General features: G+C 39.8%; 22 protein-coding genes and 1 pseudogene. 9 read left to right on the top strand and 14 right to left on the bottom strand.

Annotated elements, in window-relative coordinates; genetic code table 11:
* Positions 1 to 162 precede the first annotated feature (162 nt).
* The 3 genes from gacA to B4237_RS12865 are packed head-to-tail and all read left to right on the top strand — an operon-like array spanning position 163 to position 3831.
* Entirely contained in the window at positions 163 to 798 is a 636-nt protein-coding gene (gene gacA, locus B4237_RS12875; protein ID WP_004876352.1) for a response regulator transcription factor GacA, read from the top strand.
* Between the two features lie 14 nt (positions 799 to 812).
* Entirely contained in the window at positions 813 to 2378 is a 1566-nt protein-coding gene (locus B4237_RS12870) for a sensor histidine kinase (protein WP_278595676.1), read from the top strand.
* A gap of 22 nt (positions 2379 to 2400) precedes the next feature.
* Positions 2401 to 3831 (top strand): sigma-54-dependent transcriptional regulator, encoded by a 1431-nt coding sequence (locus tag B4237_RS12865; protein WP_278595675.1) that lies wholly within the window; start codon positions 2401 to 2403, stop codon positions 3829 to 3831.
* Between the two features lie 37 nt (positions 3832 to 3868).
* Here the strand turns inward: B4237_RS12865 and B4237_RS12860 are convergent, their stop codons facing one another.
* The 4 genes from B4237_RS12860 to lptF all read right to left on the bottom strand — a co-directional run bounded on the left by B4237_RS12860 (position 3869) and on the right by lptF (position 8963).
* Positions 3869 to 5044, bottom strand: coding sequence for a S41 family peptidase (locus B4237_RS12860; RefSeq protein WP_278595674.1), 1176 nt, complete (start codon positions 5042 to 5044; stop codon positions 3869 to 3871).
* A gap of 80 nt (positions 5045 to 5124) precedes the next feature.
* A complete protein-coding gene (gpmI, locus tag B4237_RS12855) occupies positions 5125 to 6675 on the bottom strand; it encodes a 2,3-bisphosphoglycerate-independent phosphoglycerate mutase (RefSeq protein WP_278595673.1) in 1551 nt (516 codons plus the stop codon).
* Between the two features lie 117 nt (positions 6676 to 6792).
* A complete protein-coding gene (lptG, locus tag B4237_RS12850; protein WP_004876343.1) occupies positions 6793 to 7863 on the bottom strand; it encodes an LPS export ABC transporter permease LptG in 1071 nt (356 codons plus the stop codon).
* Positions 7863 to 8963, bottom strand: a complete 1101-nt coding sequence (gene lptF / locus B4237_RS12845) for an LPS export ABC transporter permease LptF (protein ID WP_004876341.1) — start codon at positions 8961 to 8963, stop codon at positions 7863 to 7865. The genes lptG and lptF overlap by 1 nt, the downstream gene beginning before the upstream one ends.
* A gap of 157 nt (positions 8964 to 9120) precedes the next feature.
* Between lptF and B4237_RS12840 the strand changes: the two genes are divergently transcribed.
* From B4237_RS12840 to blhA, 3 genes are read left to right on the top strand one after another with little or no spacing between them, the layout of a single operon-like run.
* Positions 9121 to 10569 (top strand): leucyl aminopeptidase, encoded by a 1449-nt coding sequence (locus B4237_RS12840; protein ID WP_278595672.1) that lies wholly within the window; start codon positions 9121 to 9123, stop codon positions 10567 to 10569.
* Positions 10570 to 10575: 6 nt separating this feature from the next.
* The gene (locus B4237_RS12835; RefSeq protein WP_278595695.1) at positions 10576 to 10992 is read left to right on the top strand and encodes a DNA polymerase III subunit chi; all 417 of its coding nucleotides are present in this window, start codon (positions 10576 to 10578) and stop codon (positions 10990 to 10992) included.
* A gap of 35 nt (positions 10993 to 11027) precedes the next feature.
* Complete coding sequence (gene blhA, locus B4237_RS12830) at positions 11028 to 11654, top strand: cell division protein BlhA (protein WP_007479789.1); 627 nt, start codon at positions 11028 to 11030, stop codon at positions 11652 to 11654.
* A gap of 39 nt (positions 11655 to 11693) precedes the next feature.
* Here blhA and B4237_RS12825 read toward each other — a convergent pair whose 3' ends face one another.
* The 7 genes from B4237_RS12825 to glnK form a co-directional block, all read right to left on the bottom strand.
* The gene (locus B4237_RS12825) at positions 11694 to 12353 is read right to left on the bottom strand and encodes a riboflavin synthase (RefSeq protein ID WP_007479787.1); all 660 of its coding nucleotides are present in this window, start codon (positions 12351 to 12353) and stop codon (positions 11694 to 11696) included.
* 157 nt (positions 12354 to 12510) lie between these two features.
* Positions 12511 to 13353: an MIP/aquaporin family protein gene (locus tag B4237_RS12820; RefSeq protein ID WP_278595671.1), complete on the bottom strand. Its 843-nt coding sequence runs from the start codon at positions 13351 to 13353 to the stop codon at positions 12511 to 12513.
* A gap of 396 nt (positions 13354 to 13749) precedes the next feature.
* Positions 13750 to 15042: a DNA adenine methylase gene (locus B4237_RS12815; RefSeq protein ID WP_004876328.1), complete on the bottom strand. Its 1293-nt coding sequence runs from the start codon at positions 15040 to 15042 to the stop codon at positions 13750 to 13752.
* Positions 15039 to 16139, bottom strand: coding sequence for a bifunctional diaminohydroxyphosphoribosylaminopyrimidine deaminase/5-amino-6-(5-phosphoribosylamino)uracil reductase RibD (ribD, locus tag B4237_RS12810; RefSeq protein ID WP_278595670.1), 1101 nt, complete (start codon positions 16137 to 16139; stop codon positions 15039 to 15041). The genes B4237_RS12815 and ribD overlap by 4 nt, the downstream gene beginning before the upstream one ends.
* A gap of 12 nt (positions 16140 to 16151) precedes the next feature.
* Positions 16152 to 16616 carry a transcriptional regulator NrdR gene (gene nrdR, locus B4237_RS12805; RefSeq protein ID WP_004876323.1) on the bottom strand — a complete coding sequence of 155 codons (465 nt, stop codon included), beginning with the start codon at positions 16614 to 16616 and terminating at the stop codon, positions 16152 to 16154.
* A gap of 124 nt (positions 16617 to 16740) precedes the next feature.
* A complete protein-coding gene (locus tag B4237_RS12800; protein WP_004876320.1) occupies positions 16741 to 18147 on the bottom strand; it encodes an ammonium transporter in 1407 nt (468 codons plus the stop codon).
* A 68-nt stretch (positions 18148 to 18215) separates the two neighbouring features.
* Positions 18216 to 18554, bottom strand: a complete 339-nt coding sequence (gene glnK / locus B4237_RS12795) for a P-II family nitrogen regulator (protein WP_000780326.1) — start codon at positions 18552 to 18554, stop codon at positions 18216 to 18218.
* 275 nt (positions 18555 to 18829) lie between these two features.
* On the opposite strand from glnK, the gene B4237_RS12790 reads away from it, so the two are divergent.
* From B4237_RS12790 to B4237_RS12780, 3 genes and pseudogenes are all read left to right on the top strand, one after another.
* Complete coding sequence (locus tag B4237_RS12790) at positions 18830 to 19057, top strand: accessory factor UbiK family protein (RefSeq protein ID WP_004876316.1); 228 nt, start codon at positions 18830 to 18832, stop codon at positions 19055 to 19057.
* 69 nt (positions 19058 to 19126) lie between these two features.
* Positions 19127 to 19966, top strand: a pseudogene (locus tag B4237_RS12785) (YifB family Mg chelatase-like AAA ATPase); the annotation flags it as partial.
* A 100-nt stretch (positions 19967 to 20066) separates the two neighbouring features.
* Positions 20067 to 21860 carry a hypothetical protein gene (locus B4237_RS12780; RefSeq protein ID WP_286943443.1) on the top strand — a complete coding sequence of 598 codons (1794 nt, stop codon included), beginning with the start codon at positions 20067 to 20069 and terminating at the stop codon, positions 21858 to 21860.
* A 95-nt stretch (positions 21861 to 21955) separates the two neighbouring features.
* Here the strand turns inward: B4237_RS12780 and dsbG are convergent, their stop codons facing one another.
* The 3 genes from dsbG to B4237_RS12765 form a co-directional block, all read right to left on the bottom strand.
* Positions 21956 to 22702, bottom strand: a complete 747-nt coding sequence (gene dsbG / locus B4237_RS12775; protein ID WP_286943441.1) for a thiol:disulfide interchange protein DsbG — start codon at positions 22700 to 22702, stop codon at positions 21956 to 21958.
* 12 nt (positions 22703 to 22714) lie between these two features.
* Entirely contained in the window at positions 22715 to 23551 is an 837-nt protein-coding gene (locus B4237_RS12770) for a TlpA disulfide reductase family protein (RefSeq protein ID WP_286943433.1), read from the bottom strand.
* Positions 23548 to 24443: thioredoxin family protein (locus tag B4237_RS12765; protein ID WP_286943431.1), on the bottom strand; the 896-nt coding region annotated here is incomplete at its 5' end. The genes B4237_RS12770 and B4237_RS12765, both read right to left, overlap by 4 nt.

Below are 24443 nucleotides of genomic sequence, written 5' to 3'. Positions count from 1 at the left end.
TGCCTTACATTTGAACAAATCGGGTAAAGCATTTATAGACACAATTGTGTACAACTATTCTCTAATGATGAAGAATAGGATTGCTAATTTTGTCGTTTCATTGCAAGCTAATTTTGCTTTATGTAACAAAAAACCAGTTTTTTGGAAAAAAAGGAGGTCTTCTTGATCACTGTTCTTGTTGTTGATGATCATGAACTCGTACGCACAGGCATTTGCCGTATGCTAGAAGACCATCCAGATGTTGATGTTGTCGGACAAGCAGAGTCTGGAGAAGAAGCTATTGCGTTAGTGCGTCAACTTCATCCACAAGTCGTACTGCTTGATGTAAATATGCCTGGGATTGGGGGTGTAGAAACGACGCGCCGCTTGTTACAAACTGCACCTGAAACCAAGGTCATTGCTGTTAGTGGTTTAGCAGAAGAACCTTACCCTTCATTATTATTGAAAGCAGGTGCCAAAGGCTATATCACCAAAGGTGCGCCTATCGCAGAAATGGTTCGTGCAATTAATAAAGTGATGCAGGGTGGGAAATATTTTAGTGCAGATATTGCAGAGCAACTTGCTAGCTCATATCTCTCTGATACTCAACAATCGCCTTTTGATGCACTTTCAGAGCGTGAAATGCAAGTGGCCATGATGGTGGTTAACTGTATTAGTGCCCAAGAGATCGCTGATAAATTATTTGTAAGTGTAAAAACCGTAAATACCTATCGTTATCGTATTTTTGAAAAATTGGCAATTGATAGCGATGTCAAATTGACCCATCTTGCGATTCGATATGGACTGATTAAACCTTAATAAAGTGATCACCTATGTTGGGAAAAATCGCTTCTTCTGTATCACAAACAGTCTATCGGCTGGGAATTTGGTATAGCGGCTATAGACTGATTATTTCAATCAGTCTTTTGCTTATTTATATGCTCACGGCTGAGCAACTAGCAACCAACTATGACTATCCTTTTTTATATTTTTACACACTGGTTTGCTATATCGCGCTGAATATTTTCCAGCTTTTTTTGCTCCAAGTTCTTCCAATACAAACATCTAAACAACTGATTTTTATCTTCCTTGTAGATGTGATTTGCTTAAGCTTAATTACGTTCTCCTCAGGTGGCCCTAATCTCCAACTTAGCCTGTTGTATGTCATTATTATTTTCTCCTCTGCTATTTTATTAAATGCTCAGCTTTCCCTAATTATCACGCTATTCGCAGTGATTATGGTGGTTTATCAGCGCTTTCTTGGCAACTTTTTTGATTACAATAACTTAAATCATTTAGGCAATAGCATTTTCCTTGCCTTTCTGTTCTTTGTCGTTCATTCAATTGGGCGAATTGCAGTTCAACGTTTTAAGATTTTAGAAACCCTAACCTTTCATCAATCCATTGAAATTCATCAACTACAAAATATCAATCGCTATATTCTCGAACAGATTGAAGATGGTTATTTGGTCTTAGATGAAAGCAATCATATTGTGTTGACCAACCCTGCTGCCAATGCGCTATTAGGCATTAATGTCCCTGTTTCTCAAGAAAAAACGCCATTAATTAAATGGCAACCTGACTTATTTGAGCTGATCAAATTCAGTGAATTAGAAGATGGAGAAGAATTCACCTTCGAATCACAGCAAAGCCCATTTACCGTCAATGTTCGTGTGAAGCATCTGATTGTGCCTGAGCAACCTTTATTTTTATTAATTTTGAAAGATGCACAAAAACTCAATCAACAAGTACAACAATTGAAACTTGCTGCGTTAGGACAACTTTCAGCCAGTATTGCCCATGAAATTCGAAACCCGTTAGCTGCAATCGTTCAAGCAAATGATTTATTTAAAGACAGTGATGCTCATCAACAAGAAATGCTTTCTAAAATGATTCGCAAACAGGCGAAACGAATCGATAGTATTATTCAAGATACTTTGGGGATGGCTCGTAACAAGCCCACTGAACCACAAATTATTCATCTCGAAGAATTCTTTACCAGCCTATTAAATGAAGATTTGGCTGATGCAAAAGATCAAATTCAATTAAATCTGCTTGAACCAGTAAATATCTTATTTGACGAAAAACAACTTCGTCAGGTGATGATCAATCTTATTCGGAATGCTCTAAGACACAATGCAGAGAATGCAGAGTTCATTCAGATAAATATCGACTTAAATAATGGGCGTACTCGCATAGATGTTATCGATTTTGGGACAGGAGTCGCAAAACGAGATATTTCTCAACTGTTCAAGCCATTTTTTAGTACCGAAATTAAAGGAACTGGTTTAGGATTATATCTGTCTCATACTTTTTGTGAGGCAAATCATGCAAAGCTCACTTATGTAGAGCAACAACAAGGAGCATGTTTCAGGATTGAATGCTCAAAAATTCATTGATTAGATTAGGTTTTTCGGGGAAATGGCAACTAAACAACCACTCGTTCTACTCGTAGACGATGAAGAAGACTTATGTCTTTTAATGCAAATGACGCTATCTCGAATGGGGATTAAAACTCATTTAGCATATCGCGTAGAGCAAGCAAAAAAATTCTTTACTGAGTTTCAATACGATGCTTGTTTAACTGATTTAAACCTCCCAGATGGTAATGGTCTAGATTTAGTTAAGCACGTCACACAAAATTATCCGAATACGCCAATTGCAGTCCTTACGGCTTACGGCAATATGGATACGGCGATTGCAGCACTGAAAGCAGGTGCTTTTGACTTTGTCAGTAAACCGGTCAATCAAACACATTTAGATCAGCTCATTCAAAAAGCTTTAAATCGACCTCAGCCTGAGCAAGAAGCTGCTGAAACAGCCTTAGAAAATAAGCTCTTGATTGGGCGTTCTGCTCCTATTCAACAATTACGTATTGCACTAAAGAAAATTGCGCGTTCACAAGCGCCTGTTTTTATTACAGGTGAATCTGGAACAGGAAAAGAAGTCGTTGCAAACCTTGTGCATCGTTTAAGCAACCGCAGTGAAGGCCCTTTTATCGCAATTAACTGTGGTGCTATTCCAACAGAGCTGATGGAAAGTGAGTTATTTGGGCATAAAAAAGGTAGCTTTACTGGTGCAACCCAAGATAAACAAGGTTTAATTTTATCAGCACATGGTGGTAGTTTATTTCTAGATGAAATTGCTGAACTGCCATTAAGTATGCAAGTAAAACTATTGCGTGCCGTGCAGGAGAAAAAAATTCGTCCTGTTGGTTCTGATCAAGAGATTGATGTTGATTTCCGCGTGATTAGTGCCAGCCATCAAGACTTAGAATTACTTGTGCAGCAAGGACGTTTTAGACAGGACTTATTCTTCCGTATCCATGTCATGGATATTGTTCTGCCTCCGTTACGTGAACGCGGCCAAGATATCTTGTTATTGGCAAATCACTTCATTCAAAAAATTAGTCAAGAGTGGGAGCTTCCTGCAAAATCAATTTCTTCGAGAGCAGAACAGTTTTTACTACAACAGTATTTCCCAGGAAATGTGCGTGAATTACGTAACATCATCGAACGTGCCATTACCTTAAGTGATGATGAAACGATTGATCTTGCTCATTTGCAAACCGCACCACTACGTAGTCCAATTCTCACTCCTGCCGCATCATTTTCCGCGCCAGAAGACGTTGAATATGTACAACAGAGTCCAAGCCCAACCATGAGTTCTAAAAAGCTTCCTCCAGAAGGATTGGAACGCTATTTAGAAAATATTGAAAAAGAAGTTTTACTCAATGCATTGAATTTAACGCATTGGAATCGAACTTTAGCGGCGAAGAAACTTGGAATGACATTTAGATCATTACGTTACCGTTTGAAAAAATTTGGTTTAGATACTGAAGACGACGAATAATCATTGAAATAAAGCCCCTTCGATTAGGGGCTTTATTTTATATCTTACTCTTCAATGTGAACTCTGCGACATGATCTAAATAATTATCTTCTTTCATTTCTGGAGATAAAGGATAAGTTTGATTCGGCTGAATCCCTTGCCCTTCAATCATATTCCCATTAGGCGTGTAGTAATGAGACACTGTCATTTGTAGAGCAGCACCATTCGGCAATGGGAAAAGTTTCTGAACAACGCCTTTACCATAACTATTCTCACCGATAACCCAAGCACGTTTATGTTCTTTTAATGCTGCTGTAAATACTTCGGCGGCTGAAGCGGAACGACGATTAATCAAAATACCAAGTTTAATTTTCTGAAACTTATTTGCTGGTAATGCCTGAAATTGCTGATCGCCTTCTGAGCGACTCTTCGTCGTTACAATCAGCCCATCATTCAAGAACAAATCTGCTGATTCAACTGCTGCTGAAAGCAAGCCGCCAGGGTTATTTCGCAAATCTAAAACAACTGCCTTTAACTTATTTGGATTGTATTCTTCAATAATCCGTTTAATTTCATTTGCCGTATCTTGTTGAAAAACACGTATTTTTAAGACCAATACTTGATTATGCAGCAAATCAGGTTCGATATCCGTTTCGACCTTTTTATTTCGGACTAGAATTACCGTGCTATTACTATTTTCAGGTTGTATTTGAATAGTGCTACCAATCGAACCATATAACAACCCTTGTACTTGGTCTTGGTTCAAATTTTTTAATTCTTGATTATCAATTTTGATGATGGTTTGACCATTTTTCAAACCGAGCTTATTTGAATCAGAGCCACTTTTAAGAGCCTGAATCTGCCATGAACGAGTATGGTTATCATAATTGAGATTGAAATCAACAGAGGCGAGATCACCCTCTGTATATTGAATCAACTGACGGTATTCCTCAGCAGATAAATACCGCGAATAACGATCTAAGCCACCGACTAGCCCTTGAATGGCTTGTTGGAAAAGTGCTTCATCAGATTTTTTATCAACATAATTGTCTTTGACAATGCCATAAATCTGCACAAATTGCTGAATCGATTCAATTGGGACTTCGGCACTACGTGGAGCAGCCTCATCGTCCCATCCCGATGCATGTGTAATCGGTGCAGCAAAAGTGATATGTGACCAACACATCAACACACTTGCAAATAGTGCACGGTAAATGTTGTTGTGTTGAGTCATTCTTTCACCTTATTTATTTTATAAAATCTTCCTAAATCCCCCATTGGATAAGAGGGACTTTCTTATCTTAAAAATAAGAATTAGGTTGATTGTAATGTAATTAAGTTTTTACCTTGCATTTCGCTTGGTACAGGGATTTGCATCAAACTCAAGAGTGTTGGAGCAACATCCGCCAATACACCACCTTCAGCAATCGTTGCCTGTGTTGGCCCGACATAAATAAAGGGGACTAATTCAGTGGTATGTTGAGTATGAACCTGACCACTATCATAGTCTTGCATTTGCTCTACGTTACCATGATCAGCCGTAATTAACATATGACCTTTGTTTGCCATCACTGCATCATAAACACGGCCTAAACATGTATCGACCGTTTCGACAGCTTTTACAGCCGCATCAAAGACACCTGTATGTCCGACCATATCACCGTTTGCATAGTTCACAACGAGCAAATCAAACTCACCAGAATTAATCGCGTTCACCAGTTCATCAGTCACTTCGATTGCACTCATTTCTGGTTGTAGATCATATGTTGCAACGTTTGGTGATGGAATTAAGATACGCTTTTCACCAGCATATTCATCTTCACGGCCACCACTAAAGAAGAACGTCACATGCGCGTATTTTTCAGTTTCAGCAATACGCAATTGAGTTTTACCTAAACCAGATAGATATTCACCAATTGAGTTCTTTAATACTTCAGGCATATAAGCAACTGGTGCATCAATGCTCGCTTGATAACGTGTCAACATGACAAATTTAGATAAATTCGGTACAACTTTACGCTCAAAACCGGCAAAGTCTTTTTCGACGAAAGCTCGGGTAATTTCGCGTGCACGGTCAGCACGGAAATTCATAAAAACAATGCTATCGCCATCTTGTACTTTTACAGTTTCACCAATACGGGTTGCTTTGACAAACTCATCATTCTCTTCTGCTGCATAAGCCAGCTCTAAGCCTTCTACAGCACTGTTGGCTACACGAGTCGCTTCACCCTCTGTCATTAAACGATACGCTTGTTCTACGCGATCCCAACGATTATCACGATCCATTGCAAAGTAACGACCAATCATCGAAACGATACGACCTTGATTTGGATATTGTGCAAAAAGTGCATCTAATTTTTCTAATGACGGCTTGGCACTACGAGGTGGTGTATCACGACCATCTAAGAAAGCATGTAAATAAACCGTTGCGCCGCGCTTTAATGCAAGCTCACACATTGCCACAATATGATCTTCATGTGAGTGAACGCCGCCTTCAGAAAGTAAGCCCATGACATGAACAGCGCCATCAGCTGCTTTAGCTTTCTCTACAGCATCCACCAACACTTCATGCTCAAAGAAATCGCCTGTACGAATATCTTTAGTAATACGAGTAAAGTCCTGATAAAGCACTCGACCTGCACCAAGGTTCATGTGTCCAACCTCGGAGTTACCCATTTGCCCATCAGGTAAGCCAACATCCTCACCAGAGCCAGAGATTAAACTATTTGGATGCTTTGCTTTCATCGCAGTCAAGTTTGGTGTTTTCGCTGCTAGATACGCATTATCTTCAACTGCTTCACGATGTCCCACACCATCCATAATTACAAGAACGTGAGGAATTTTGCCAGCATTTGCATCCGTCATAATGGACTCTCTGTTTGTCTATCATTTGATCGGCATATTTTACCGAAATTTAAGCGAATTCTCTACGACCTAACTCATGGCTTTCCTCAATGCTGAGGATAGAATTGTCAAATCGGTTTATCTTGCTCGATAAAGCAAATAACTGCCCACTCCAAACATCATCAAAATCGGCAATAACACAAACCACGCAGGCGATGGTGCATAGACTAGACTTGCATATCCCAAGAAGTCTTGTAGATAGAAAAAACCAAGACCAGTGAATAAGGCAATAACCAAACGGAAGCCCATCGATTGTTGACGTAAAGGCCCGAAAATAAACGAACAGGCGATTAATACCAAGGCAATCATGGCAAACGGAGATGAAACTTTCTGCCAAAAAGCCAACTCATAGGTTTTTGGTACTTGGCTATATTCTTTTAAATATTGCATGAAGCTAATCAGTTGACTTGGCGACAAATCATCTGGATCTAAAGTCACCATATGTACATATTTTGGTTGTAAAGCCAAACCAAGAGCTTGTTGCTCATGATCTGTTTTGATGGCATTCCCTTGAGCCAGTAAATCAACCTGATGTGATTGTTCTAAATTCCACTGACCATCTTTAACAAATTGACCTTTATCCGCAGTAATAAACGACTGTAAACGGTAGTTCTCATCAAAATCAATGGATTGAATATTACGTAACTGCCCTTGTGAGTTCGCATAATCAATATAAGTAAAGCGCTGACCTTCGCGTGACCAATACCCTTTCACTTCGCCTAAAGTGGCAACACTACGTTGTTTCTTAATGCTTTGTGCTTTTTCATTGGTATAAGGGATCACCCACTCACTTAAGACAAAAGATAAAACAATCAATAAAAGTGCTGAACGCATAACCCAGCCAACGATACGCCACAGACTAATACCAATCGAGCGCATAACAATCAATTCACTGTTAGATGCCAAAGCACCCAAACCTAAAACTGAACCAATCAAAGCAGCAACAGGGAGAATCTCATATAAATAGCTTGGAGCACCCCACAACACATAGAGGAAAGCCTGCCATGCATTATAGTTATCTTTGAGTGAACCCAACTCACCTAAATAGGTAAATAAAATCTGTAAAAATGACAAGACCAGCGTGGTTCCGAGCATCGCTAAAACCGTGGTTTTCACGACATGTTTGGCAACTATTCGACGTGCTAACATCACAACCCCACTCGCTGAATACTTTTCTTAATTTTTGGTGCTAACTTTTGTTTACGCGCAAAAATTGCCGCAGCAGTTGCATAAATTAGCAATGCTGCTGGATATGCCCAAACATCCAACTCACCTTTACTAATACGAGTCTTAATTGCGATCATCAATACAATTAAGCTGGCAAAAATAAAAATTGAAGGAATAAGACGATAATAACGACCTTGTCGAGGACTCACTTCAGACAATGCAACAGCTAACATTAATGCAACGACAATGACAAAAGGACCGAAAATTCGCCAACCCAATTCACTTCTAACAACTGAGTCGTCACGTTTTTGCCACAACTTACTCATTGATAATGCTTCAACATCATCACTTTCAAATTTTACATCCTTATCATTTTCTAAACGTAAACGATAAGACTGAAATTCGGCTTGCGTATATCTTGGCTGATTTGGATAAATTTCATAACGGCGACCTTGTACCAAGTCAACTACATTTGCCGTGTCGTTCGCCATTTCAACGCGTGTCGCTTCTTTTGCCAGAATCATGACGTCTGGCTTATCTTCACGATCTGCTTTTTGATAATAGAAAATGTCTTTTAAGTTCTTTCGATCTTCTGAAAGAGAACCCGCATAAATTGTATAAGGGCCAGAGGAAATGAACTCTCTCGGTCGAACTAAATCAAAACCCGCACGAACGGCTTGGGTTTGCATCAAATTTTCATAAGCACGTATGCCTGATGACGAGCCCCAGAACATTAAAAATGACTGAACAAACAAATAAACCAAAGTCATCGGCAGCAATAATCTTGCTAATTGATTTCGACTGACCCCACTGCCATTCAAAACTGCCATTTCATGATCGACATACAGACGACCAAATACCAACATTAGACCAATAAAGAAACCTAATGGCAGAATCAAAGTTAAGAATTCTGGCAGACGATAAGCAATAATACTGAGCAGCACGCCAGCATCCAAACGACCTTGTGCAGCTCGTCCAAATATCTTGATTAACTGGCCACCCATGATAATTAACGTGAGTAAGGCAGTCACAACCAGAGAGGTGGACACCACTTGTTTGACGAGGTAACGCCGAATAATCAAAGTAATGCTTCCAAAAATAGACCAATCGAGGGGTAGTGCTAGTTTACCCGAATGTTAAAAATATAAAACCTATCGCTTGTTGCGGATTGCAACCTCATATCTGAAAGTGTTTAATGGACTGATCTCCGTTTTTTATGCATTAGGTTTTATATAAACAATGAAATTTACCCTGCACACTAGCCTTCCAGCACAATCATCTAGTGAATCTTTATGGATTTTGGTTGATTCAGAACAACTACAACAAAATTTAAATTCATACCAAATCAAAGACCTAGAAGAATCTATTACTGCAACTCAATTCAAAGCAGGTTTTAATGAAAACTTAGCACTGATTGCAAAAATTGCTGCACAACCAAATGCTCAAATCCTTGGATTGGGTAAAAGTAATGAGTTAAAAGCGATTAAATTAGCAAAACTCGCACAAACCATTATCAAATCATCACAAAATAAATTTAAACAAATTACTGTCGATTTATCTGCATTACCAACTGATTTACATCATTTGTTTGCACTTAGTCTCACTCAAGCTGCTTATGGTTATGATGAGTTCAAGTCAAAAAAGAACGAATTTGTTTTAGAAACGATTGATCTCATCGCGAGCCAGACATCTTTGGATGAAGCACAATTGAACTTGATCCATGCAGTGCAATCTGGTCAGAGCTACGCGCGTGATTTGGGTAACCGTCCGGGCAATATTTGCTTCCCCGAATATCTTGCAGATCAAGCACTCGCATTGGCAAAGCAATATCCTGATGTACTCAAAGTCACCGTATTAGATGAGCAGCAAATGGCTGATCTTGGCATGTACGCATTTCTTGCCGTCAGCAAAGGTTCAGATCGTCCAGGTCGTATCGTTACACTAGAATATAATGCCAATACTGATCAAGCACCTGTTGTCTTAGTGGGTAAAGGCGTAACTTTCGATACAGGTGGTATTTCGCTTAAACCTGGTGCTGGCATGGATGAGATGAAATTCGATATGTGCGGCGCTGCTTCTGTTCTCGGTACAATGCAAGCACTTTGTGAAGCAAAACTTCCAATTCATGTCGTAGGTGCAATTGCGGCTGCTGAAAATATGCCATCAGGCCATGCTACACGTCCGGGTGATATTGTCACAACGATGAGCGGCCAAACTGTTGAAATCCTAAATACCGATGCTGAAGGCCGTTTAGTATTGTGTGATACATTGACCTATATCAAACGCTTTAACCCTGCCCTTGTGATTGATATCGCAACCTTGACAGGTGCATGTGTTGTTGCACTTGGCAAAGTAGTGAGCGGCTTATTTACGCCTGATGATGAACTCGCTCAAGATCTACTCCAAGCTGGCGAACAATCACTTGACCGTGTATGGCGTATGCCAGTAATGGAAGAATACCAAGAATTACTCGATACGCCTTTTGCTGATATTGCCAATATCGGTGGACCACATGGTGGCGCGATTACAGCAGCTTGCTTCCTTGAACGCTTTACCCGTGAATACCGTTGGGCACACTTAGACGTTGCAGGTACAGCATGGTTATCAGGTGCAGCCAAAGGTGCAACAGGTCGCCCAGTTCCATTGCTCATGCAATTTTTAGCAAATCGTGCTCAGACGAATCACTAAGGTTTGATGTTAGTGAACCCGCAGATTAGTTTTTATCTCTTTGAAAATAGTACAGAACGGCAAGTCGAAAGTGCTTGCCGCCTATGTCGCAAAATTCTGAATCAGCATCCTCAAATCTGGTGGCATTGTACTGATTCAGAATTACAAACTGAACTCGACGAGAAACTCTGGACTTTCGACCAACTTAGTTTTATCCCGCATGGTATTGATACGCCAAACAGTGCAGTTTGTATTTCCTCAGAGCTTCCACCCTCGAAAGATTGGATCGTGTTTAATTTTAACAATCATGCACTTGAACAAACTCAAGATTTTCGCCACATTATCGAGATTATTGAAAATAATGAGACTGCTAAGCAGATCGGGCGAGAAAAATTTAAACTGTATCGTCGTTTAGGCATTGAGCCTCGGACATTTAAATTATAAATCTGTATGAGATGAGATCATTTGAGGAGTATCGTGTGGCATTAAATGTAGGTCAGGACTTTAAGAAACGTTGGCTCAATACCCCTGAAGCTGTTCGTCAAACCTATCAGGAAGATCTAGCGCGCATCTGTGACCTGCTGCAACCACAAACATCAATTCAAACGTGGAAATTTGATGAGGAAAAGGCTCAACAAATTTCGCAACAGCGTATTGAACAAGCCTATGCTGATCTCAAAGCAGAATTAATTGAACAAGCGCGCATTCGCAAGCAACTTGCACTTGAGAAAGCCTTAGAAGAGAAACGTGCCGCTGAAGCAGCATACGCTGCCCAGCTCCATGCCGATGAAGCAAAGCAATTTGAGCAACAAACTGAAAACTTAGTGGCTTTACGCAATCATATTGATCAAGAAATTGCTCAACAGACTGAACGTTATCAACCAAATCCTGAGCAACCGAGTATCGACTTTGCGCAACCACAACGTTTGGTTATTGACGATCAACAGATTTTATCTGAGTTGGAAAGTGTGCGTGTACGCTTGGAACTGGAAGCAGAAAGTCTCATTGAACAGGCCGTCACTGTTTTCCGCGCCAAATTGCATGCTCTAGCTCAAGATGAAATCGAATATATTCTAAAGAACAGTGAATTCTCAGATGAAAAGTAATAAAAGCCCAGTTTCAACTGGGCTTTTTATTCGGGTCTATTATTTTAAAAAACCATTTTCAGCTAAGAAAGCCATGCTGATATTGGATTCTGATTTCTGCTCTGCCGCTTTATCACCTAATAATAAGCGCTCGATATAACGTGCTAGCACATCAACTTCTAAATTCACTTTCGTACCCACTTGCCAAGTACCGATATTGGTACGTTCTGCTGTATGTGGAATCAGATTTAAACTCAAAATATTGCCACGTAAATGATTAATCGTCAGGCTAATACCATCCACAGTCACTGAGCCTTTTTCAGCTAAATATTTAGCTAACTCAACAGGTGCCGTCACTTCAAAATATAATGAACGTGCATCTTCACGAACCAAAGTAATTTCACCCAAACCATCAACATGACCACTGACAATATGTCCGCCAAAACGCGTGGTTGGCAACATTGCCTTTTCCACATTCACAGCTTGACCCACTTTCCATTGACCTAAAGTGGTTCGATTCAAACTTTCACGAGAAACATCTGCTGCATACCAGTTTGCGCCCCATTCGATCACGGTTAAGCAGATTCCATTGGTTGCAATTGAATCACCCAAATGCACATCAGACATATCTAAATCAGTTTGAATACGCAAGCGTACATCACCGCCCACACTTTGTAGGCTCTCAACCTTACCTAAACTTTCAATAATACCTGTAAACATGAGACTTATAACCTACCTTTATTCAAGTACGTACCAGCGTGAATCAGATACCTTAAAACAAAGAACTAGAGATAACAAGCCACCCTTCACTCAAATCTCCCTCTACAAAAAAAGGGCAATCCTTTGATCGCCCTTACATTTCATTCATCTTCGCTTATCAAGACTGCATTTCTGAAATTTGCTTTTCAGTATTCGATTTAACTTCGACTTGATGGTTAACCAAGAAATGACTAAAAAATAATTTATATCCCAAAACACCCAAGCAAGCACCAACAATCGGAGCAATAATCGGAACGATAAAATAAGGAATATCCCGTCCACCCGTAAAAGCAATAGGACCCCAGCCTGAAAAATAAGCCACTATTTTCGGGCCAAAGTCACGTGCAGGATTCATTGCAAAGCCTGTCAATGAGCCAAATGATGCACCAATAACCGCCACCAACAAACCCACTAACAACGGAGCTAATGGTCCACGAGGCAAACCATTACCATCATCGCCAATCGCCATAATCAACCAAAGCAGCAACATAGTAATGAACATTTCAACCATGAACGCTTGCCCAATAGAAAGCAAATGATGAGGATAGGTTGAAAAAATTCCTGCCAACTCTAGACTTTCAACACTGCCACGAACCATATTATGACTTTGCTCATAATCGATAAATAGATTGCTATATAAGCTATAAACAAGAAGAGCACCTAAAGCAGCGCCAGCCACTTGGGAAATGATATAGAAAGGTACTTTGCGTTTATCAAAACCTGCAAATAAAGCCAATGCAATCGTCACAGCTGGGTTCAGATGCGCACCAGAAATACCTGCTGAGAGGTAGACAGCCAATGCAACAGCAAGGCCCCACACTAAGCTAATTTCCCACAACCCCAAACTTGCTCCTGCAAGTTTAAGTGCAGCAACCACACCAATACCAAATGATAGAAAAACTGCGGTAGCGAAAAACTCTGCTACACATTGCCCCAATAAGGTGGGTTCCGAGCGACTCATAACAACCTCTCTTGGTCATCGCTGCAAATAGGCAAGACCCTAAATTAAGGACGGCAAATTATATTTATTCTCTATTATGGTCAATATCATTTGGTAATTTTTTGAACGATTAGTAAAATTATCCTCTATGGAAAATAAGATGTAATTCTCTTTAAATCAAAACATTAAAATTTCCACAAATCACTGTTTTTAAATTAAAAACTTAAATTAAAATGAGAGTTAAAAGAAAATACCAAAATATTTTCTACACGAATTTTACGCGGGAAAATGAGAGATTTTTATTATAAAAACAGATATTTATCTCACAAACCGATTTAGTTAATCTAATTAACCGATTTACTAGAAATAGTTGATACAAAAACACCACTTTGATTGCTCGAAGTGGTGTTTTTCAAACTACCAAAGCGCAAGCTGAGTACTATTACCAGAAGTATCGACTCCGCCTAATTCAGCAAAGTGATAAAGCTGCCCCAGTAGTTGTCTTAAAGGTGGGCCTGACTTCGCATGCGTATCAGTAATCACGATAAACTCCAATACACGTGCGCGCTCAGATTGACGTTGCTTACTCACGCGATAACGAGGGACATCTTGTGTCAATAACGTGACTTTGCCGCGCTTCAAATTGGCTGTCAGCAAATCCTTCGGCTCAATATTTCCATCAGTCGAATAACTGGTCAGAATATAGCGTGCGTTAATCGTATTTAATAATTTCTCATAAGCATCTTTTGCATGCTTTGATGAATTATATGGGCTTGGACGTTCTTTACGCCACGCACGATCAATACCACTCTTAAAGCCTTTGGTATCAGGAGGAGGCAAATCCACTTGATCCCATAGCGTTAAGGCATTCAATACATGGTAATTACTACTATAGGCATGCTGATTGTACGGCGGATCAAGATAAGCAACATCAACCTCAAAACTACTCATTTGATTTGCTAAATGCTGTGCATCTACACACCACACTTCTGCGGCAGGACGCTTCGTATCACCCATTTCACAGAATCGACTTGGCGTTAACCACAGCAAAGATTCGATGCGCTCTAAAGCAGTTTGTGTGCGTCCACCCCAGCCTTGATGAAAACTTTTAAATACACCACTGGTATTACTGACAAAACTTGCTGAATAAAGTAATGGTGCTAATAACGCACTCATTTCAACATCGTTAATTGCACCTTGGGCTTGCCAAGTGGCGATTTGCTGACGGATCGCATCAATACGCATACCATTACGGCGTTTGAAGAACAAACGGTCACGGGCAGGATCATATACATCGTCATTTCGAGGACATAAATTATGTGTAACCCAGCCTTTAACTTCAGGCAAACGATTTAAATAATCAATCGCTTTTTGATAGCCACCTAATTCTTTAAACGCTGGCGCATCAACTGAAGCCAAAATAGCATGGTTCAATGCATGACTATAAGGCTCCCAATCATTGGCAATCACACGATAACCATTTTGACGGGCCAAACGAGATACCACGCCACTTCCTGCAAAGAAATCCGCAAAAATCGGTGGGTTCTTTTTCTTACTATTCAGTGTTCCAGTGATTTCAAGTGCTTCAAGAATCAAATGTAGCAGACGACGCTTATTACCAAGATAAGGAACTAACTGATGAAAAAGATACTCGTCTGTCGTGCGTGCCGCATGACGACGTTTGTGATAAACCGATGGTTCTGGATTCATATCATCTCTTGGATAGGGAGCAATCTTAGGCGAATATCTTGCCCAAGTTGGGTTACATCGATTAACTCAAAGCGAAGCTGCTCAGCCATTTGGCTAAACTCAGCATTAAACATGGCGCGAGCTGTTTGACCAAGCAAAGTCGGCGCAACATAACTTATCATTTCATCAACTAAACCTTGCTGTAAAAAGGCTGTCGACAATGTTGCACCTGCCTCAACCAACACATCATAAATTTGATATTGTTGAGATAAGGTTTGTAATAACTGATTTAAAGGTTGCGGCGTTAATTGTATCACGCCTAATTCATCTAGTTCTTGGCGAAATGGTGTCATCACCATAACAGTTGCAGGATTCTGTAAAATTTTTGCAGAAAGCGGTAGTTGCCCCTGACGATCTAAGATAATCCGCTTAGGCTGAACGACACGTTCAAGGTCAATATTTTCTAAAGATCGCACATTCAGTTCACAGTCATCAGCGAGAACCGTTTGAATACCTGTAATCACAGCACCAGAGATCGCACGCCAATGCTGAACATCCTGACGAGCAGCTGTCCCCGTAATCCACTTTGATTCGCCTGACGCCATTGCCGTCCTACCATCGAGACTTGAAGCAATCTTCAAACGTACATAAGGCAGACCCGTCGCCATGGCCTTCAAAAAGCCCAAATTCAATGTTTTTGCAATGTCTTCACAAATGCCCGTTTCAACCGCTATACCAGCATCCTGTAGAATTTTTACACCTTTACCAGCCACTAAAGGATTTGGATCAGCACATGCAACCACAACTTTTTTGACCTGTGCTTTGACTAAAGCTTCAGCACATGGCGGTGTTCTTCCATAATGTGCACATGGTTCTAACGTTACATAGGCTGTCGCATCTTTAGCATTCTCACCTGCTTGGCGTAATGCAAACACCTCAGCATGTGGTTGCCCTGCTTGAGGGTGAAAACCTTCACCAATCAGTTGACCATCTTTAACAATGACACAGCCGACATTTGGATTAGGTTTTGTCGAATATTGTCCAAGTCGAGCGAGTTGTATTGCTCGTTGCATCCAATACTGATCTTGAGACAAGGAATCTTGATTTAACTCAGACATGGGTTCTCTAACTTAAGCTTCGTTTTCGCGTTGTTGCATTTGTTCAATTTGATGACGGAATGCTTCGACATCTTGGAAATCTTGATAGACAGAAGCAAATCGGACATAAGCAACGTGATCCAGTGCAAATAAAGCTTGCATGACGATTTCACCGATCGTTCTGGATTTCACATCTCGCTCACCCAAACGTCTAATTTGTGACTGGATATCACTGAGTACTGTTTCAATCTGCTCTTGTGTAACTGGACGTTTTTGTAATGCGTGCATCAATGATCGACGTAGCTTTGCCTCATCAAATGGTTCATTTTTACCATCAGATTTGATCACACGAGGCATTACCATTTCATAACTTTCAAAGGTCGTGAAACGTTCACCACAAACTGTACATTCACGGCGACGACGAATCTGGCACCCTTCGGCAGCCAGACGAGAGTCAATGACTTTACTATCAGCAGCGTTACAAAAAGGACAATGCATAATTTTGCGATTATTTACTCACTTTGCTTAAGTGTAGCAAAGTTTATGCAAATGCTGAACTAGCTCACCCCATGCATAAAAAAACAGCCCATGAGGGCTGTTTTTTAAGATGATCTATAATCGATTATTCGATACGTTCGCCATGCTGGCTAAGGTCAAGACCCATACGTTCATCATCAGCGCTTACACGGATACCCATTACTAAATCAATCACTTTAAGGATAATGAAGGTTACAACACCGCTATATACGATTGTCGCCAATACACCTTCAACTTGAACCCATAATTGACCAGCAAATGTTGGAGCAAGTGCAACTTCAGCAGCTTTGATGATTTCATCACTGTAGAACACACCTGTAAGAACCGCACCAACGATACCACCGACAGCATGTAAACCGAATGCATCCAAAGCGTCATCTGCTTTAAGGAAGCGTTTCAATGCAGTAATACCCCAGAAGCAAACTACACCACCGATTAAGCCCATGATTAAAGCACCGCCTACTCCGACAAAACCAGCAGCAGGTGTAATCACAACTAAACCAGCAACCGCACCAGAAGCACCACCTAAAACAGATGCTTTACCACGAATCACACGTTCTACGATTAACCAAGAGAATGCAGCAGCGGCAGCAGCAACTTGTGTTACTAAAATCGCCATACTTGCACGAGCACCAGCACCTAACGCACTACCACCGTTAAAGCCGAACCAACCTACCCAGATCAGGCTTGCACCGATAACAGTAAGAGTAAGGTTGTGTGGAGCCATTGATTCACGGCCTAAACCAGTACGTTTACCCAACATGTAAGCTGCAACTAAACCAGCAACACCCGCGTTGATATGTACAACTGTACCACCAGCAAAATCTAATGCACCTGCTTGGAATAACCAACCATCAGCTGCCCATACCCAGTGAGTAATTGGTGCGTATACCAATATCACCCATACTGCGATGAAAACCATGAACGCTGAATATTTCATACGATCTGCAATCGAACCACTGATAATCGCTACAGTAATGATCGCAAATGTCATTTGGAAAATAACAAATAAGCTTTCAGGAATGGTTCCACTCAAGGCATCAAATGCGACCCCATTCAACATTGCCTTGGCAAGGTCGCCAACATATGCGCCTGAACCAGAGAATGCGAGTGAATAACCTACGATTACCCAAATTAAACTAACTAAAATTGCCGCAGAAAGGCTGAACATCATAGTGCTTAGAACGTTTTTCTTACGAACCATACCACCGTAGAAGAGAGCCAAACCAGGAATAGTCATCAACAGAACGAGTGCTGTTGAAACGAGAATCCAAGCTGTATCGCCTGTGTCTACTGTCGCCTCAGCCGCTGGAGCAGCTTCTTCAGGAGCTGGTGCTTCTACTGCAACGACTTCTGTAGTTGCAGCGCCAGTATCAGCAACTGCTACAGTTTGTTCAGTGACTGGAGTTGATGCAGCATCTTCTGCCCAAACAACAGCTGAACCACCTAAGAGTGCGCCAGATAGACTGAGCGCCATAAGCATTTTTTTCATTCGTGTCCCCCAACCTTATTTTGTGAGCTATTTCTCTTAATTTCTAACTCAGCAAACTTTATGCCAATTTAGACAGCATCTGGCCCAGTTTCACCAGTACGAATACGGATAACCTGCTCTAAATTCGTGACAAAGATTTTCCCATCACCAATTTTGCCTGTGCTTGCGACACGAGTAATCGATTCAATGACTGCATCAACCATTTCATCGCTAATTGCAATTTCAATTTTTACTTTCGGTAAGAAATCAACAACATACTCTGCACCACGATACAGTTCAGTATGACCTTTTTGACGTCCGAAACCTTTGACTTCAGTTACGGTAATCCCTTGAACACCAATATCAGAGAGTGCTTCACGCACATCATCTAATTTGAATGGTTTTACAATTGCAGTTACAAGCTTCATGTTTGTTTTCCTTCGGCTTATTTTCACCAGTAAGGTTTTATGTTCAATTTTCATGCCAATATTTAAAGGTTGGGGATTTTTAAATACTTGGCATAAGCTTTCTTTATAACCTATTTAGGCTTCAAGATGTAGACATACAATCGAAAATAAGTTTCATTTGCCAAAGTTTAGCGATATTTCTAAGTTATCTATCGCGCTTGATTCAACAGCGCTAGAGGATTAATACAAGCAGTGATACACTGAGCAGCAAATATACATAACCTATTGAGCTCTTTATGATTGAAACTCTTTTACAAGCAATTTTGCAGCAAGTTGATCAACCAAAAAAAGATTTAGAAAAAAACCTACGTGCCCTTTTAAATGAAAGCATCGAAAAATTAGATCTCGTATCAAAGCAAGAGCTAGAACGTCAAAGAACTGCCCTTAATTCAGCCAATCAACGCTTAAATGAATTACAACAACAAATGAAGTCACTTGAAGAAATGGTGCAGAACAAAAAATAAGCACCAACACAGTGCAAATTAAACCCTAAAGTGACTAAAAATAAAGCACCATGATGGAACAATAATAAAATGTCTTTTGCAAAAATCTATACGCGGGGATTATTAGGGCTGAATGCGCCTCAAATCGAGGTTGAAGTCCATATTAGTTCAGGGCTTCCATCTCTAACAATTGTCGGACTTCCAGAAGCCGCAGTCAGAGAAAGTAAAGATCGAGTCCGTTCAGCCATCATCAATAGTGGTTTTCAGTTTCCAACCAAGCGCTTAACAATCAATTTAGCACCCGCAGACTTACCCAAAGATGGCTCTCGACTCGATTTACCTATCGCACTTGGCATCCTCGTTGCCTCAGGTCAACTACCTGAAAACTGCACTGAAGGATTTGAATTTATTGGTGAACTTGCACTAGATGGGCACTTAAGACCAGTGTCAGGTACTTTAACGATTGCCATGGCGTGCCAACAAGCTCAACATCGCCTATTACTGCCAATATCAAATGTAGAAGAAGCCAATCAGTTACCAAACTTTGAGGTTTATGCTGCACAACATCTGCAAGATGTTTGTGCACATTTTTTGGGCAATTCAAAGATAGAAGCCGCACCACAAAGAACAGAAACCATTTCTGCTGGCTATCAACTTGATCTTGCCGATGTAAAAGGACAATTGCGTCCTCGTCGAGCGCTTGAAATTGCAGCTGCGGGAGGACATTCACTATTATTTAAAGGGCCTCCAGGCACTGGGAAAACCTTACTCGCATCAAGATTACCCTCAATTTTGCCGCCCTTAGCAGCACATGAAAATTTAGAAGTTGCAAGTATCTATTCGGTTGCAAACGCCCAACATACCTTTGGACAACGTCCATTTCGCGCCCCGCACCACACAGCATCAGCCATCGCATTGGTGGGTGGCGGGTGTCAGTTCCACAAATAAATTAGAGTTTACACAAATAAACTAGAGTGAGAGTAAAAACTATACTAGTTATATATGAATTTCATTAAACCTACTAAGAAATATGTCTTCAAATAAAAATGTTAAAGTCACAACTATTGATTGTTTCCCAAATGATGGCGTTCGTAGAACTGTCTATAGATATGGTGGGTTTCTTAGAAATGAAAGCAGTGACTCAACCAATCCTCTTATAGAAGTTCTATTAATTGAACTTCAAGATAATGATAAGTGGATAAACGTACAAAGATGTTCAACATTTCTCGTACCTTTTCTAGAAATTGATACTGTTCAAATTGGTAGTATTTGGGAAGGTAATATTTTACAAGATAATGTTTATAAATTTTATGGAAAGTTAATTACTAAAAATTTTACATTTGATTTTACAAGCCATAAACCCAAAAATATCAAACCCACATATAAAATTCCAAATACTAATGAATATTACATGCCTTTAAAGTACCTTATGTTACCTAAAGGGAATGACTTTATTCTGCAAGGATACCCTTTTACCCATTATTCTTCTGAAACTTATCGACAAGTTAATCACTGCTTAATGGTATCTAATAGCAATATTCAGGTAATTACTTCCGCAGTTCATATTCTACATAGTTTATTTGTGAACCGTAAAGATATTAGAGGAATGGTATTATCCTCATCAATTCAAAATATTATTAATCGTTATCTTGAATCCTATACAACTGAAAATGTAGAAGATCAAACTGAATACAGAATTAGGATTAGAAAACCGTATGAAGACTTAGGTGAAATCGCCATCATCTTCCTTGCAAATCTTGCTTTAAATGAACATGTTCAAAATATAGTTGAGCGACTTCAACACAGCATGGAAATTACTGATTTTGATCCTCTTCAGTATGGTAAAAATGGTACAAGATACCCAATCGCATTTCCTCCCCATCCAACAAGGCTATCAGTTGAGGTAGAAGGGCTTTGGTTAGATGATAATAAAACACGGTTCTTTATCACTCGATTCAAAAGAGTTGATCCAATTGATGACCATACCATTGATGTAAATCAAGACCACATTAACACTGTTCCCAAAGACAATGAAAAGAATCCAATTCCTCGGGAAAAGAGCAAAAATAAGAACGAACATATCAATACCCAAAAACCGCCATCAAGAGTAAATGGTGAATATCGTAAAAGGTCTGATGTAGAATCAGGAAATACCAATGGTATCTTGAAATATTCATTCAATGAACCTACTACCGATCCAGTGGAAGTTGATTCCTATATTCAACCCTATACCGATAAATCAGAAGATGTTGAGACATCATCTGATGCACCACATGGAAATGAGGAATCAAAGATCAAAAAGTCAGAAACTACAGATAAACCGCCTACAAGAGATGAACGTTTTGACATTCAGTATATTATTGAATCACTTCAAACATTGGCGTTAGAGAATAATTCTCCATTGCAAAAAGTCTATGCTATTAATGAATTTGGTGATGGAATAGAAGGCTTCAACCTGTTGCAAATCAAGGAACTTGTTCCTAATCCTAATCATCCTTCTTGGATTGATGAGAAGTTAGGAAGACAACTATTATTTCTAAAATTAGAACTCAAAGATAGAGTTGATCACTGCTATTTAATTGATATACATAAAAATAAAAACCATGAAGCTTTCTGTGCTTTCCTTATCATTACTCCTTATAGATTAACAGGAGAACAGATAAAGAAAATATGTATAGAACTTGAAAGTGCAAAAGGGATTAAAAAATGGGCTGCCCATTGCGAACATTTTACTAAGGAGATTATTTCTCTCAAACACTCATGGGCAACTCCCGATGAATGGAAGAATAAATTTAAGAATCTTTTTAAGACTTTAAATAAATAATTTAACTTATTAATTATTAAAATGATTCTTGCAATATAAACACTAGAACTTAAATATGAGCCAAACTTAGTTTTGGCTCATATTTTTCAAATATATCATTGAAAAACTCCTTTCAAATCTTTTGGTACGCCAGAAGCAGTTTCCATTTGTCCTTTACTATTTTTCCAGATCATTGCAGGTGTCGCATAAAAACCATATTTGGTCATCATTTCTTCATTACTTTCAATTTTTTGAGCAATGTTCGCTGGGATTGGTTTCATTTCCTTTAATTTTTGCTTCCCTTTGGCTGCATTAAATTCTTCAAAAACCTTTGCTGGATTTGCAGCAGCAAGTAATGTTGCTGCCTGTCCTCTACTTTCTGGACGAATCACTGCCACTTGAATATGACGTAACTGGACTTTTCCTGATTTTACATAAGGACGGGCTTTTTCCCAAAACATATGACAATATGGACAGTTTGGATCAGAGAACACATAGATAATACGTGGTGCATTGACATTGCCATCCTGAATATAAGCAGATTTACCCAGACTTTTCCAGACATCATCCAATACAGATTGTTTAACATGCTTGTTCAGAGCATCAACAGTTAGGTTATCTCCTTTGGCATTATGCAAATCACCAATGATGTAATATTTCTGGTCATTAGAAATAAAGACAGTTGCAGGGTTTTGTTGCATATGTCCTGCCCAGCCAGTCATTTGTGCAGGGGCCTCTATCTGTTTCACAAAGCTAAAGCCCTCTTTTTCCAGTTTCTGCTTAATTGTGGGTACAGCAGCAAATGCTTGAGCGGCACTCAGGGATAATATTAAGCCAGACATTAACTTTGAATGAGAGTTCATCAGGTTGCACCTCTATTGGTTTGATGGATGAGTAATTTTTTGCAGGTATTGTTTGAGCATAGCTTGGCTTAATTCACCAAGATGGCGTTCCACAAGTTGTCCTTGAGCATTAAAAAATAAGGTACTGGGTAGACCATACATATTCATGTGTTGAGCCATTTCCCCATGTGAATCAAACAGGACATTGTTAAAGTTCAATTGATAACTATGCAGGTATGAGGTAATCGCTTCAGGCGTTTCTCCCTGATTTAGCATGATAAATTGGACATCTGGATAATCTTGCTGTGCCTGATACAGTACAGGCATTTCACGATGGCAAGGCGGACACCAACTCGCCCATAAATTCACGACAGTAGGTTTACCAATAAATTGAGTCAGTGATTGTGGTTGCTGTTTGAGATCGTTAAATGCTAAATCTGGATAGTGTTGCTGTGCATTCCAATAGTTGAGTAGATTGATTCCCACAAACTGTATTGTGATAAACAATAGAAAACTGCTTACCAATACAGGCACTTTTAATAAGCGATTTTTCCAGACAAACCAGCCACTACCCGCAATGATGCCTGCATAAAGGTTAAATCCTTTATCCTGAACCTTAAGGATATCTATTGGATGGGCCAAATATAAATCAGCATGAATTAGCACAAATACAAGTCTTGCGGCAAACAAGCCACTCCATAGTGCAGTCCATAAGGAATCCTTATAGCACTGCCAAGTTGAATCATTCCATTGATGACGTTGCTTAAAATATTTCCCAATGAACCATATGCCAACAAGTCCAGACAGTAAAATCAATAGTGACCACGGGAGTGTAAAAACACCGAGATGCAAAGCTTGAGAAGAAATCAAGGTTGATTCTCCTCATTTAATTTTTGAATATTCTGAATTAGTTGTGATGCGGTATAAGTACCTGTGAGACGAAGATCACGCTGCTCTTTCTGGTTAGGTGCAAGAAACAATACAGTCGGTGGACCAAGAATCTGCCACTTTTTTAGAATAATGTCTTGCGAACCTTCATACTGGGTTAAATCCAACTTAATACGGGTCACATTTTTTAATGCATCCTGAACGTCAGCTCTTGGTAAAACATCTCTTTCGATAGGCTGACAAGCAACACACCAGTCAGCATAGACATCAAGTACTATACGATCTTTAGAATGTGTGGCTAACGCCTGATTCAGCTCCTGTTGATTTTTAACAATGATCCACGATTGAAGAGACTTACTTTCTGTGGTCTTGACATTTGCAATCGCTTGATTGATATGCCAGATACCACTCACAGCACAGCCACAGATCAAAACCAGAATGGCAGCTTTATAAGAGATATGGATAACATGGCGTAAAATACCAAGTAAATATCCCGCCATTACAATCAGAATTAAGGCAAGTCCTACATAGTACAAAGTTAAAGGCAATAAAGGACGAGCAAAATACACTGCCATTGCCAACATGATAAAGCCAAAACTAAACTTTAACCGATCCATCCATAAATCTGGCTTAGGTAAATATTTAGCACCAAAGACACTAGCGATAAATAAAGGTATCCCAATCCCAAGGCCAAGTAAAAACAGGTAGAAACCACCAAGTAGGCTGTGTTCAAGATGAGAGACATAGAGCAAAGCTCCTGCTAATGGTGCGCTCATACACGGGCCAACGATCAGGGCTGAAACTGCCCCCATAATTCCAGCACCTAGCAGTGTTCCACCTTTTTGGCGTTGCTGTATCTGATCTAAACGCTGTA

The sequence above is a fragment of the Acinetobacter sp. UBA6526 genome, assembly GCF_002434875.1.
Classification (GTDB): Bacteria; Pseudomonadota; Gammaproteobacteria; order Pseudomonadales; family Moraxellaceae; genus Acinetobacter; species Acinetobacter venetianus.
Note: the sequence above shows the minus strand (reverse complement) of the source record. Positions and strands in the feature narration are given on the sequence as shown.